The organism is Ruegeria sp. AE4, from assembly GCF_056542185.1.
The window spans coordinates 388371-401823 of the sequence record NZ_JBQFZK010000002.1 but is presented as its reverse complement, the minus strand read 5'-3'; the positions used below and the strand labels follow the sequence as shown (position 1 = coordinate 401823).

The following is a 13453-nucleotide window of genomic DNA, read 5'->3' as shown; positions in this document are numbered from 1 at the left end:
CCTCTATTCTAAGTTGTCAGTATCGAGTGCCCAGACTCGTTCAATTATTCGGGACGCGCGCCAACCTGCCAGTGCATCGGCGTAAGAGCATACTGCCTCTTCCGAAATATCCCCGACGTCAATTTCCCTGCAATCAGGCAGCGGCAAACTGGGCCCAAGAGCAATTTCGCTTTCGGACATTTCTTTTGCTGTAGGCGGGTTTTCGAAACCTAACTTTTGCTCGTCAGGAAGCCGCTGCCAGCGAATCTCTGCGTCAAGCCGCATCCACGCAGTGACCTCACCAAGACAGTATTCGTTCTTTTCTAAATCATATGCATATTCGCACATATTGCGAACGTGGTTAACGCACTCCCCATCCATGATAATCGCCAATTCAGTATTTGGAATACTGTCTGAACAGAATTGCAGAAGGGTACCGACGCTGAGTTTGTCCTCTTTGGCAGCCAGTACGTTAGACGTCTGGGCGAAGCCCAACATTGCCAAGAGGAGTATCTTCACAATTGCTTTCACAGACTCACCTCCCGCGCCGCCAGCGCTTTTAATTCCTTGCGGATTACCTTCCCCGTGACCGTCATTGGCAATTCCTCCAGGAACGCCACCTCGCGCGGATAAGAATACTGCGCCAGACGGTCCTTGACCCAATCCTGCAATTCCTGCCCCGAAGCCTCAGCCCCCGGCTTCAACACCACATAGGCCTTCACGATCTCGGTCCGCAGCGGGTCGGGTTTGCCGACCACGCCAACCGTCGCCACTGCCGGGTGGGTCAGCAGGCAATCCTCGATCTCAGCTGGGCCAATGCGATACCCGGCTGAGGTGATCACATCATCATCGCGGCCGACAAAGCGCAGATAGTCGCCCTCCCACGCGCCGCGATCACCGGTGATCAGCCAGTCGCCCCGGAACTTCTCAGCCGTCGCCTTGGGCCGGTTCCAGTATTCCAGCAGCATCGAGGCCGAGCCGCGCCGGATGGCCACGTCGCCCTCTTCGCCGGTCGGGTTTCCGTCCTCATCAATCACCGCAACCTCATGCCCCGGCACCGGTTGGCCGATACAGCCGGGGCGCACAGGGAAATCTTCGGCGCAGGAGGATACGACCATGTTGCATTCAGTCTGGCCGTAAAATTCGTTGATCGTCAGGCCGAACGCCTTCTGACCCCATGCCAGCATTTCGGCCCCCAGCGGTTCACCCCCGGACGCGACCGAGCGCAGACCGGGGATCACCTGATCTGCTGCCTTGAGCATTCGCAGCGCCGTTGGTGGGAAAAAGACGTTCCGTACCCCGCCACGCGCGACGATGTCAGCGCAGGCCTCGGGGGTGAATTTCTCAAGCCGTGCCGCGACAACAGGAATGCCCAGCGCAAGACCCGGCATCAGCACGTCGAACAACCCGCCGATCCACGCCCAATCCGCCGGGGTCCAAAGACAATCGCCTTCGCGCAAGTGATTATGGCTGATCGAAACCCCTGGCAAATGACCGGTCAGAACCCGGTGCCCATGCAGCGCGCCCTTCGGGCTGCCGGTTGTGCCCGAGGTATAGATCAACACAGCCGGATCGTCAGGGCCGGTCGCGGCAAATGGTACAGCGGGACCGTCTTCGCCAATTTCCGCTGCAATCAAGGGCGTGGCCAGATCACCCAACAGATCAGCCCCTTCGGCGTCGGTCAGTACAATCCCGGCACCTGCGTCACTGACCCGCGACCGCAGCGCGTCCTGCTTGAACAGTTTGAACAAAGGGACCGACACAGCCCCGATCTTCCAGATCGCCAGATGGGCCGCCGCACACCATGGCGACTGGCTCAGCAACACTCCGACGCGATCACCGGGCTGCACATGGCGCAATAATGCGCGGGCTATTCCGTCTGTCATTTGCGACAGCTGCGCAAAGCTGATGTGCTGCGGGTCAGGTCCGGTCAAATCGATCAGCGCGACCCGGTCCCCCGCATGCCGCAGGCACTGCTGCGCCATGTTCAGCCTGTCCGGCAGATCCCAGCCTCCATCCGGGCGCAAACCCGGTATGCGCTCAGCGGTTAGCACGGCGAATTTCCCTTATATTTCCTGCACTTCTCGGTTCAACTGCACCCAACTCCTTCACATAAACTTGATGCAGATCAGAGTGGGCAGTTCCAATCGCTGCAACACCAAGGTCATCAACAGAACCAAAGGCAAGACAATGACCAAGAAACTCGCCGCATTGACCCTTTCCACCGCGTTGGTGGCTCTGGCTGCTCCTGCGTTTGCCCAATCTCAGGGGGATTGGACGCTCGGCATCGGTGTGGGGTACCTGGACCCGAAATCCAACAACGGAACACTGGCCGGCCTGAGCGCCGATATCGACTCGGATACGCGCCCGATCTTCACCGCCGAGTATTTCATCCAGGACAATCTGGGGATCGAGCTGCTGGCCGCGACCCCGTTCAAACATAACGTCACCTTGGGCGGAAGCGTGGACGCTGGCAGCGTCAAGCATCTGCCGCCCACCTTGTCGCTGAACTATCACTTCCCGACCAATAGCGCCTGGAAGCCCTATGTCGGCGCCGGTCTGAACTATACCATCTTCTTTGACGAGCAATCTGCCCTTGGCAACCTCAAGGTCGATGATTCCTTCGGCGTTTCGCTGCAAGCCGGTCTCGACTACATGATCACCGACAAAGGTGCGGTCCGTCTGAATGTACGCTGGTTCGACATCGACTCGGACGTCACTCTGAACGGAGCCGATATTGGCACTGCGAACATCGACCCTTGGCTGGTCGGTATTTCCTACGTTCATCGCTTCTGATCCTTTGATCGAAACGCCCCGCTGTAACCTCGTCTGCGGGGCGTCTTCATTCAGCGCATTTCGTTCATCATTTCCCGGCCGATCAGCATCCGTCGAATCTCGCTGGTACCTGCGCCGATCTCCATCAGCTTGGCGTCCCGGAAGATCCGGCTGACCGGTGCGTCAGACAGAAACCCTGCCCCGCCCAGCGCCTGAACCGCCTGATGCGCCTGAACCATCGCCTGTTCGGATGCGTAAAGACAGCACGCCGCTGCATCCTGCCGGGTGACGTCTCCACGATCACAGGCCTTAGCCACCTCATAGACATAGGCCCGCGCCGAGTTCATCGCGGTATACATGTCGGCAATCTTGCCCTGCATCAGTTGGAAACTGCCAATCGGTTTGCCGAATTGCTTGCGCTCGGCCAGATACGGCATCACCTCATCCAGACAGGCGGCCATGATGCCGGTGCCGATCCCGGCCAGAACCACGCGCTCATAGTCCAGACCTGACATGAGCACGGCTACGCCCTTGCCCTCTTCTCCCAACACATTCTCGAACGGCACTTCAACATCTTCAAAGATCAGTTCAGCTGTGTTCGACCCGCGCATCCCCAACTTGTCGAAATGGGGCGAGGTCGAAAAACCCTTCATCTCTTTTTCAATCAGAAATGCCGTAATGCCTTTTGATCCGGCATCGGGGTCCGTCTTGGCATAAACCACCAGTGTATCCGCGTCCGGCCCGTTTGTGATCCAGTACTTGTTGCCGTTCAGGCGGTAATGGTCGTTGCGTTTTTCCGCCCGCAGCTTCATCGACACCACGTCCGAACCTGCGGAAGGTTCCGACATTGCCAGCGCGCCTACGTGTTCGCCCGAGACCAAGCGCGGCAGGTATTTCTGTTTCTGCTCTTCCGAACCGTTCAGCTTGATCTGGTTCACACACAGGTTGGAATGCGCCCCATAAGACAACGAAACCGAGGCCGAGGCGCGCGCGACCTCTTCGACAGCAATTGTATGCGCCAAATAGGACATGCCCGCACCGCCGTATTCTTCTGGCACGGTGACACCCAAAAGACCAAGCTCTCCCATTTCTTTCCACAGTTCATTCGGAAAGCTGTTCTTGGCATCAATCTCAGCCGCCATCGGCTTGACGCGCTCCTGCGCCCACCGATGTACCATCTCGCGCAGGGCGTTCACATCCTCACCCAGATCAAACTTCATCGTGGCCATGAACATCTGTGTCCTCCCTCCGCATTAATGAACAAGTGTTCAATAAATCTCTAGCAGCGAATCTATCTTCGGTCAATCTTTGTGAAAGCCTGGACCAAAACACAAAACGCCGCCTGGACCGGGCGGCGCTCTCAAGGGTCGAGCGTGCGCTGAAAGCGCACTCTGTTTGGCTAGGATTGATAAACTGCGCCCACTTCGGCTCGGATGATGCGCGCGATCACTCGGCAATCCTCCAGCGAAAAGGTCAGCGGCACACGCATATCCATGATGCCTGCCAGAACACGGTCACTTTCCGGCATCTGTTCACTTTCGAAATATCTCCAGCTGTCATAGCGCGACGTGAACCCTGTTGGTTCAGCCCCGCCAAACCATTTGATCTCGACCCCACGCGCGGCGCAGCGGCTGATAACGTCAGCAATCTGCTCAGGCGACCAATCCAACAGCAGAAACTGGATCGAAGACCCGACATAGGTTTCCTCTTCGGGGCGCTCGACAATCGTCAGGCCCGGAGTGCCACGCAGTCCGGTTTCGATCTCGCTATAGCGCTCGTTCCACCGTTCCACCTGCCGGTCCAGATCCCGCAACTGAGGGCGCAGGATAGCGGCGCGCAAATTGTCCATGCGACCGGACACATTGGGTGTGGTGTACTTTATCCGCTCGAACACTTCAGGTCCCGGCGCTGCCAGATGGCGTTCATACAGCATGTATGACCCCGACAGCATTGTAGCCTTGGCCGCCAGTTCCGCGTCATCTGTAACCAGCAAACCACCCTCGCCCGAGTTTACGTGCTTATAGGTCTGGCAGGAATAACACCCGATTGCCCCCTGCCGTCCCGATAACTGACCGCGCCAAGCCGCGCCCATCGTGTGTGCGCAATCCTCGATCACGATAACGCCCGCCGCGTCACACATCTGCATCAGACGATCCATATCACACAGATGCCCGCGCATATGGCTAAGCATCAGGACACGGGCCTGATCCAGTTTACCCTCAAGATCCTCCAGATCGATGGTCAGGTTTTCGGTGACGCCGACAAAGATCGCCCGCGCCCCGACCGAGGCAATTGATCCCGGCACCGGGGCCAGAGTGAACGCGTTGGTCAGAACCGGGTCGCCCGGCTGCACACCGACGGCCCGCAACGCGGTGGCAAGCGCATAACCGCCAGAGGAAACCGCCAAGCAATACTTGGCCCCCATCTGTGCCGCAAACTCCTGCTCCAACAGGGCCGTTTCCCCCAACTCACCGGGGACCACGTTATAACGATGCAGCCGCCCGTGACGCAGAACAGCCAGCGCTGCCTCGATTGCATCGTCTGGAAGGGGTTCCTGCTGCGTGAAATTACCAGTGAATGTTTCCGTCATGGTCTTTTTCTGGCTCTCCGACAGGGTCCGGTCAAGGTTTCAGGCTGCCGCACCAATCAGATCAGGCACAAGATCGGGCAAGTCATCAAAATGATGCAGCAGCGCTTCGGGCTCCAGCGCTGCCATGTCCTCCCCTGACGGTCCGAAAGTCACCAAAACCGATGGGACCCCTGCCGCCCGGGCGGTATTGCGGTCAGTATCCGAGTCGCCGATCAGCACGCAACAGGCCGGGTCGCCACCGGCACGGCGCGCAGCCTCGCGCAGAGGGGCCGGGTCCGGTTTGCGCACCGGCAGCGTATCCGCACCGACCAACGAGGCAAAACGATCCCGCACTCCCATGCGCGTTAGTAACAATTCGGCCAGATGTTCCGGCTTGTTGGTGCAAATGCCGACACCGTAGCCCGCGTTACTCAGCATCTCGACGGCTTGTAACGCTCCCGGATAGAAGCTTGTGTGGGTGTCGATATCCTGCGCGTAAGCCTCAAGCAGAACAGGATAATAGGTCTGAACGGTGTCCTCGTCGTAAGCTCCAACGCGTTTCAGCCCTTGGGTTAACATCATGCGCCCGCCGCGCAACGCAATGCCTGCATCCTGCCCATGGACCAGCACATCACCATGCCCCATTTCGCGAAAACAATGGTTCGCCGCAGCCAGCAAATCGCCCGATGTATCCGCCAATGTGCCGTCCAGATCGAAGATGACGGTCCGCATGTAGCCTCCTGTTTCGGCAGGTTTTCGCCGTGCCCTGTTTCAATCGGCAATCTTGTTTGATGGCCGAACAGCTTGCGCCTTTGCCCTCAGCGGATAAAACGGTCGGCAACAAAACACAAAGAGAAAACGATTTCATGACCATTGCCCTTGTCATCCTTGCCGCCGGAAAAGGCACCAGGATGAATTCGGATCTTCCCAAAGTCCTGCATCCCATCGCTCAGGCTCCGATGCTTGTTCACGCGATGCGCGCCGGGTCTGTCCTGTCGCCCGAACGTACGGTGATCGTTACCGGCCACGGGTCCGATGCTGTAGCAAAGGTTGCTCAGGACGAAGACGAAGATGCCCGGATAACCGTTCAGGAAGAACAGTTGGGTACGGCCCACGCGGTCGGTCAGGCCAGGACGGCACTGGACGGGTTCGACGGTGATATCGTGGTTCTTTACGGCGACACCCCGTTTTTACAACACGACACGCTGGAACGGATGGTCGAGGCTCGATCTGGGAACGACCTGGTCATCCTTGGGTTCGAAGCGGCTGATCCGGCCCGCTATGGCCGGTTGGTCATGAATGGCGACACGTTGGAACGCATTGTCGAATTCAAAGACGCATCAGATGAAGAGCGCACCATAACATTTTGCAACTCGGGCCTTTTAGCTTGTAATGCCCAGTTGCTTTTTTCGCTGATTGACGCCGTTGAAAACAACAATGCCTCAGGCGAATACTACCTGACAGACGTAGTTGAGATCGCCCGCAAACGCGGTCTGAACGTAACCGCCGTCGCCTGTGACGAGGCCCAGACGCTGGGCGTGAACTCACGCGCTGATCTGGCTGCCGCCGACGCGGTGTTTCAGGCGCGCGCGCGGGCAGAACTGCTGGATATGGGTGTCACATTGATGGCACCGGATACGGTATACTTGTCCGCAGACACTGTGATTGGGCGTGACACAGTAATCGAACCCAACGTGGTCTTCGGCCCCGGAGTGACCGTCGAAAGCGGTGCAACCATCCGGGCCTTTTCCCATCTGGAAGGGTGCCATGTCAGTCGCGGCGCCATTGTCGGCCCCTACGCGCGGCTGCGCCCCGGCGCGGAACTGGCCGAAAACACGCGGGTTGGCAATTTCGTCGAGATCAAGAATGCAGAAATTGCCGAAGGCGCGAAGGTCAACCACCTCAGCTATATCGGGGACGCATCAGTGGGTGCTGCGACGAATATCGGCGCGGGAACAATCACCTGCAACTATGATGGCGTGATGAAGCACAAGACCACCATTGGTGCGAATGTCTTTATCGGCTCCAATACCATGCTCGTGGCCCCGGTCACTGTGGGCGATGGCGCAATGACAGCGACAGGCACCGTGGTGACCAAAGACGTGGCGCCCGAGGCGTTGGCCGTGGCGCGTGCCAAGCAGGAAAACAAACCCGGCTACGCGAGAAAACTGTTTGATATGTTGAAGGCGAAGAAGGCTCGCCGCGATAACGAGGCCTGAGATATGTGTGGAATTGTAGGTGTCTTGGGGCAGCATGAAGCGGCTCCTATACTGGTAGAAGCCCTGAAACGGCTGGAATATCGCGGCTATGACAGCGCCGGGATTGCAACCGTTAATGACGGTGTCCTGGGTCGTCGCCGTGCGGTCGGCAAACTGGTCAACCTCAGCGATCTGTTGGTGCATGATCCGCTGCCCGGTAAATCCGGCATTGGTCACACCCGATGGGCCACACATGGTGCGCCTTCCGTCAACAACGCGCATCCCCACAAGGCGGGCCCGGTGGCCGTGGTTCACAACGGAATTGTCGAAAACTACCGCGACCTGAGGGCGGAACTGGCCAAACACGGCGTGGCCTTCAAGACCGAAACCGACACTGAAACCGTCGCGCTGATGACGGAACATCACCTCAACACAGGCATGTCCCCGGTCGAGGCCGCTTTCAAGACCATCGACAAGTTGGAAGGTGCCTTCGCCCTTGCATTCCTTTTCGATGGTGAGGATGACCTGATTGTAGCGGCCCGCAAAGGATCACCCCTGGCCATCGGCCACGGCGATGGTGAAATGTATGTGGGCTCGGACGCCATTGCCCTTGCGCCGCTGACCAACCAGATCACTTATCTTGAGGAAGGCGACCGCGCGGTTCTGACCCGAACATCGCTGGAAATCCGCAACGAAGCCGGTGAACTGGCCAACCGGGAAAAGCGCAAGATCAAGCTGGATCATGCGCGCGCCGACAAGGGCGAGCATAAGCATTTCATGGCCAAGGAAATCGCTGAGCAGCCTATCGTCGTGGCCGAGGCCATCCGATCCTACCTGCCCACGGGCGGTGATCAAGTGGTGTTCCCCGACGCCGAGCTGGATTTCAGCAAGCTGGACCGTCTGACCATGGTCGCCTGCGGCACCGCGTTTTACGCCTGCCTGACCGCGAAATACTGGTTCGAACAACTGGCCAAGATGCCGGTTGAGGTCGATATCGCCAGCGAGTTTCGCTACCGCGAACCTCCGATCACGGCTCGCACACTGGCGCTGTTTGTCAGCCAGTCAGGAGAAACCGCCGACACCCTGGCCGCGCTGCGCTATTGCGAGGGCAAGGCGGACAAGATCGTTTCTGTCGTCAATGTCCCTGAAAGCTCGATTGCTCGGGAAAGCGATATCGCCCTGCCGATCTATGCTGGCGTTGAAATCGGTGTGGCTTCGACCAAGGCCTTCACCTGTCAACTAAGCGTTTTGCTGATGCTCGCGCTCAAGGCGGCGACAGATCGCGGCACCCTGACGGATGAGGAAATCGCCGATCATGCCGCTGCGCTGCGCGGATTGCCGACCGTGCTGAACACAGCACTGGATCAGAACCGGGCGATCCGCAAAGCAGCCCAACGCCTGTCCGAGGCGCGCGATGTTCTGTTCCTGGGCCGTGGCCTGATGTATCCGCTGGCAATGGAAGGGGCGCTGAAGCTCAAGGAAATCAGCTACATCCACGCCGAAGGTTATGCATCGGGCGAGTTGAAACATGGCCCCATCGCCTTGATCGACAAGCATATGCCCGTGGTTGTCATGGCCCCCCGTGACACTGTGTTCGACAAGACCGTGTCAAACATGCAGGAAGTGATGGCGCGCAAGGGCAAAGTGATCCTTGTGTCTGATGATGATGGAATTGACGAGGCCGGAGACGGAGTCTGGTGCACGATCCGGATGCCGCATGTTCACACCAGTCTTGCGCCGATCCTTTATTCGGTTCCCGCACAGTTGCTGGCCTATCACACAGCTGTAGCCAAAGGGACGGATGTAGACCAGCCGCGCAATCTGGCAAAATCAGTGACGGTAGAGTGACCCATGTCCAAACAGTTTCCCCGGCTTGATGACGCGCATCAAAAGTTCATCGAAGATCAGCATATGTTCTTCGTCGGCACCGCCGGGACCGAGGGAAAGGTCAATATCTCGCCCAAAGGTATGGACTCGCTGCGGGTGCTGGGGCCAAACCGCATCGTCTGGATGAACCTGACTGGCAGCGGCAACGAGACGGCGGGGCATCTGATGCAGGTCAACAGGATGACACTGATGTGGTGCTCCTTCACCACGCGCCCACTGATCCTGCGCACATATGGCACAGCCCGCACTCTGCACGTCGGAGATGACGGCTGGGATGAACTGGCCAATCTTTTCCCCAACCACCGCAGCGCGCGACAGATCTATGACCAGTCGATCGAAATGGTTCAGACCTCTTGCGGGTATGCAGTGCCGTTCATGGAATTCAAGTCCGACCGCGACACGATGCAGAAATGGGTCGATGGCAAGACGGACGGCGACATCCGGTCTTATTGGGCCGAAAAGAACAGCCAGACGATTGACGGCGAACCGACAGGCGCTCCGGTCTGCCCCCAATGCTGACCCCTTTTCTTGATCAGATCAAAGCCCATGCCGACCCCGAACGTGCGGGTCAGATGGCCAGTTATCACAAGGCGGATCGCGTCTATCTGGGTGTCGCCAATCCGGTTCTCAACGATCTGACCAAAACATGGCGGCAAGAGCTGGATGTGAACAAACGCGTCACGCTGGCCAGGGCGCTGTGGCAAACCGATATCCACGAAGGGCGCCTTGCCGCGGCCAAGCTTCTGACCCAGGCCCGCATCCGGCCCGACGATCAGGTTTGGGACCTGCTTCAAAGCTGGCTACCGGATTTTGACGCCTGGGCCGTCGCCGATCATGCCTGCATGGCGATGCAAAAACGACTGATGGCCGACCCCGAGAGACTGATTGTCGTCGAACAGTGGACTCAGTCCGATCACATGTGGACCCGGCGCGCGGCCCTTGTCGCTACACTGCCCTGGACCAAACAGAACCACCCCAAGCCCGAAGACCTGCAACGTCGCGACTGTATCCTCGGCTGGGCCGCCGGATATGTCCCTGACCGCGACTGGTTTATTCAGAAATCAATCGCCTGGTGGCTGCGGGAACTGTCCAAACACGACCCCGAACGCGTGATCGCGTTTTTGGACAGACATGGTGGTGCCATGAAGCCGTTTGCCCGCCGCGAAGCAGCCAAATACCTGAAAAGTCAGTCGGCATAAACCGCGACTTCGACCAGTTCGTCCAATGGCACCAGAAGGGCCCGCATGGCATCCAGCGACAAGCGACTGCCGCTACTTTCCGGGCCTGCGGCAGGAACCAGAGTGATATAGGCCTGCGCGCCGGTTTTGGGCACAACAACCCGCGCCGTTACCTCGCTATCGACCAGCGGCGTCTGCATCCAGCGTCCTGGCGTGGTCGGATCACCAAGCCCGGCAATGGTTGTTTTGGCCCCGACCCAACTGGGGCGTGCCGCAACCGGTTCGGGCTGAAGAACTTCCTCAGCGACAACTGGCGCAGTTTCGACATCCGATACGGCCTCAGCCGCCTCACCCCCGGACCCGAATACACGTTCCGTCGTTGCCCGGACAGTGTCGCACCCGGTCAAAACAACGCATAGAAATACAAATGTCTTTTTCATGCCCGGAAACTACAACCCCATGCGGGTGTGATCCAGTGCAAAGCGCAGTTCGCACTTGTCGCAGGCAGGTTACAGCTTTACCTATGTCGCATGTCTGCTCCGCTCATCGACCCGTTTGCCCGCGCTATCACATATCTCCGCGTCTCCGTCACGGACCGCTGTGATTTTCGTTGCGTCTACTGCATGTCCGAAAACATGACCTTTCTGCCCAAGAAAGACCTTCTTACGCTGGAAGAGCTGGATCGCATGTGCTCGGCCTTTGTAAGAATGGGCGTCGAGAAACTGCGCATTACCGGCGGTGAGCCTTTGGTTCGTCGTGATATCATGACCTTCTTCAACGCCATGACCCGCCACTTGGACAGCGGTGCGTTGAAAGAGCTGACGCTGACGACAAACGGTTCGCAGTTGCATCGCTTTTCCGAAGATCTTTATGCCGCCGGTGTGCGCCGCGTGAATGTTTCCCTGGATACGCTGGATGACGACAAATTTGCAAAAGTCACGCGTTGGGGCCGCCTCAAACAGGTACTGAACGGCATCGACGCGGCGCAAAAGGCAGGGCTGCGGATCAAGATCAACGCTGTTGCACTCAAGGGATTCAACGAACCCGAACTGCCCAAGATCACCGAATGGTGCGCCGAGCGTGATATGGACCTGACCTGGATCGAGGTCATGCCGATGGGCGATATCGGCAACGAGGATCGACTGGATCAGTACTGGTCGCTCAAGGATGTGCGCAAAGAGTACGAAAACCATTACTCGATCACGGATCTGGCTGAACGCACTGGCGGTCCGGCCCGCTATATCAGGCTGGAAGAAACCGGTCAGAAGATCGGCTTCATCACGCCCCTGTCTCACAATTTCTGCGAAAGCTGCAACCGCGTGCGCCTGACCTGCACCGGTGAACTCTATATGTGTCTGGGGCAGGAGGACATGGCGGATCTGCGCGGCGCATTGCGGGATTACCCCGACACCGAACAGCCGCTTGAAGATGCCATCCGCGCGGCGATCAACCTGAAACCAAAAGGTCACGACTTCGACTATTCCCGCCAGTCAGTCGATGGCCGAATGAGCCGCCACATGAGCCATACAGGCGGCTGATACATGCCGGATCACAAAGACCGCCCCACAGCGCTGTACCATCTGTACTGCGCCCTGATCTCTCTGGCCGCACCTCTGGTCTGGAGAACCGTCCGAAAGAAACTTGAGGCTGCCGGTGTACCAGCCAATCGCCAACAGGAGCGTCTTGGCCATGCCAGTATGCCCCGCCCCGCAGGGCAGTTGATCTGGTTCCACGCCGCCAGTGTCGGCGAAAGCCTGTCGGTCCTCACTCTGATCAATCGGCTGGCCGACCGCCTTCCCAAAACCGAGTTTCTGATCACCTCAGGCACGCCAACCTCAGCGGCCCTGATCGAAAAGCGCTTGCCGCCCCGCACCCGGCACCAGTACCCGCCGCTTGACACAGCCAACTCGGTCCAACGCTTTCTGGACCATTGGCAACCCGATGCCGGGATCTTCGTCGAAAGCGAGATCTGGCCGCGGCTGATTGTCGAAAGCGCAGGGCGCGACATTCCACTGGCTCTGCTGAATGCTCGATTGTCGGACAAATCTGTCGCCGGATGGAAGAAGCGCCCTAAAACGGCAAGGTTTATTCTGAATAAGTTTCGCCTGTTCCTGACGCAAAACGACAAAACAGCTGCCGACCTGATTGCCATGGGTGCCCCTGCCCAACGCGTGCAGCCCGGCACCAACCTCAAGGCCATGTCCGATCCTCTGCCTGTGGACCAGAACACGCTGGATGACATTCGCGCGCAATTAGCCGCCAGACCGGTCTGGATCGCCAGTTCCACCCATGCCGGAGAAGAAGACAGCGTTCTGGCAGCCCACAAAGCATTGTTGCAGCATTGGCCCGACCTTCTGCTGCTTCTGATCCCACGCCACCCCGAACGACGCGGTGAGGTTGCAGAACTTCTGAACAACGCGGGGCTCAAGGCGTCCTTCCGGTCAAAAAACGCACCGATCACAGATACGACGCAGGTGTATGTTGCCGACACACTGGGCGAAACCGGAACCTGGTACGCGCTTTGCCCGATCGTTTTCCTTGGGGGGTCACTGAAAGAAATTGGCGGACACAACCCATTTGAACCGGCACAGGTCGGGGCCGCCGTGATCACCGGCCCGGGGTATTTCAACTTTGCAGAAACCTTTGCCCCGCTGATCGACGCCAAGGGCGCTGTCGAGGTCCAGACATCCGCTGACCTCTCTGAGGCCGTTTCACATTGGTTGTCGGACCAGAATGCCCTTCAAGCGGCCCGAAGGGCTGCACAATCCTGCGTCAATACGCAATCGACCGCCTTGGATGCCGTCGTCGAAACCCTCTGCACGGTGCTTGATCTGCAAGCAGAGGATCCCGCTTCATCTGGCTAGAAA

Annotated in this window: 13 protein-coding genes; 7 read left to right on the top strand and 6 right to left on the bottom strand. The window is 58.4% G+C overall.

Annotation, left to right across the window (positions count from 1 at the left end):
• Positions 1-3 precede the first annotated feature (3 nt).
• Together ACR0EK_RS06190 and ACR0EK_RS06185 are read right to left on the bottom strand one after the other, a co-directional pair.
• Positions 4-510 (bottom strand): hypothetical protein, encoded by a 507-nt coding sequence (locus tag ACR0EK_RS06190; protein WP_480898992.1) that lies wholly within the window; start codon positions 508-510, stop codon positions 4-6.
• Positions 507-2033: an AMP-binding protein gene (locus tag ACR0EK_RS06185; protein WP_480898995.1), complete on the bottom strand. Its 1527-nt coding sequence runs from the start codon at positions 2031-2033 to the stop codon at positions 507-509. The genes ACR0EK_RS06190 and ACR0EK_RS06185 overlap by 4 nt, the downstream gene beginning before the upstream one ends.
• 136 nt (positions 2034-2169) lie before the next feature.
• On the opposite strand from ACR0EK_RS06185, the gene ACR0EK_RS06180 reads away from it, so the two are divergent.
• Positions 2170-2775: an OmpW/AlkL family protein gene (locus ACR0EK_RS06180; protein WP_209504463.1), complete on the top strand. Its 606-nt coding sequence runs from the start codon at positions 2170-2172 to the stop codon at positions 2773-2775.
• Between the two features lie 50 nt (positions 2776-2825).
• Here ACR0EK_RS06180 and ACR0EK_RS06175 read toward each other — a convergent pair whose 3' ends face one another.
• From ACR0EK_RS06175 to ACR0EK_RS06165, 3 genes are all read right to left on the bottom strand, one after another.
• Entirely contained in the window at positions 2826-3989 is a 1164-nt protein-coding gene (locus ACR0EK_RS06175) for an isovaleryl-CoA dehydrogenase (RefSeq protein WP_480481794.1), read from the bottom strand.
• 164 nt (positions 3990-4153) lie between these two features.
• A complete protein-coding gene (locus tag ACR0EK_RS06170) occupies positions 4154-5344 on the bottom strand; it encodes a DegT/DnrJ/EryC1/StrS family aminotransferase (RefSeq protein WP_480898998.1) in 1191 nt (396 codons plus the stop codon).
• Between the two features lie 39 nt (positions 5345-5383).
• Entirely contained in the window at positions 5384-6055 is a 672-nt protein-coding gene (locus ACR0EK_RS06165; RefSeq protein ID WP_480506297.1) for an HAD-IA family hydrolase, read from the bottom strand.
• A 134-nt stretch (positions 6056-6189) separates the two neighbouring features.
• On the opposite strand from ACR0EK_RS06165, the gene glmU reads away from it, so the two are divergent.
• The 4 genes from glmU to ACR0EK_RS06145 are packed head-to-tail and all read left to right on the top strand — an operon-like array spanning position 6190 to position 10607.
• Complete coding sequence (gene glmU, locus ACR0EK_RS06160; protein WP_480773229.1) at positions 6190-7542, top strand: bifunctional UDP-N-acetylglucosamine diphosphorylase/glucosamine-1-phosphate N-acetyltransferase GlmU; 1353 nt, start codon at positions 6190-6192, stop codon at positions 7540-7542.
• Positions 7543-7545: 3 nt separating this feature from the next.
• Entirely contained in the window at positions 7546-9369 is a 1824-nt protein-coding gene (gene glmS / locus ACR0EK_RS06155) for a glutamine--fructose-6-phosphate transaminase (isomerizing) (protein ID WP_480899002.1), read from the top strand.
• Positions 9370-9372: 3 nt separating this feature from the next.
• A complete protein-coding gene (locus tag ACR0EK_RS06150; protein WP_480899005.1) occupies positions 9373-9927 on the top strand; it encodes a pyridoxamine 5'-phosphate oxidase family protein in 555 nt (184 codons plus the stop codon).
• Positions 9921-10607 carry a DNA alkylation repair protein gene (locus tag ACR0EK_RS06145; protein WP_480481800.1) on the top strand — a complete coding sequence of 229 codons (687 nt, stop codon included), beginning with the start codon at positions 9921-9923 and terminating at the stop codon, positions 10605-10607. The genes ACR0EK_RS06150 and ACR0EK_RS06145 overlap by 7 nt, the downstream gene beginning before the upstream one ends.
• Here the strand turns inward: ACR0EK_RS06145 and ACR0EK_RS06140 are convergent.
• Positions 10595-11026 (bottom strand): hypothetical protein, encoded by a 432-nt coding sequence (locus ACR0EK_RS06140; protein WP_480481801.1) that lies wholly within the window; start codon positions 11024-11026, stop codon positions 10595-10597. The two genes, ACR0EK_RS06145 and ACR0EK_RS06140, sit on opposite strands and share 13 nt — an antisense overlap.
• A 90-nt stretch (positions 11027-11116) precedes the next feature.
• Between ACR0EK_RS06140 and moaA the strand changes: the two genes are divergently transcribed.
• Positions 11117-12124 carry a GTP 3',8-cyclase MoaA gene (gene moaA, locus ACR0EK_RS06135; protein ID WP_480486236.1) on the top strand — a complete coding sequence of 336 codons (1008 nt, stop codon included), beginning with the start codon at positions 11117-11119 and terminating at the stop codon, positions 12122-12124.
• A gap of 3 nt (positions 12125-12127) precedes the next feature.
• Complete coding sequence (locus ACR0EK_RS06130; RefSeq protein WP_480486238.1) at positions 12128-13450, top strand: 3-deoxy-D-manno-octulosonic acid transferase; 1323 nt, start codon at positions 12128-12130, stop codon at positions 13448-13450.
• Positions 13451-13453: the final 3 nt, after the last annotated feature.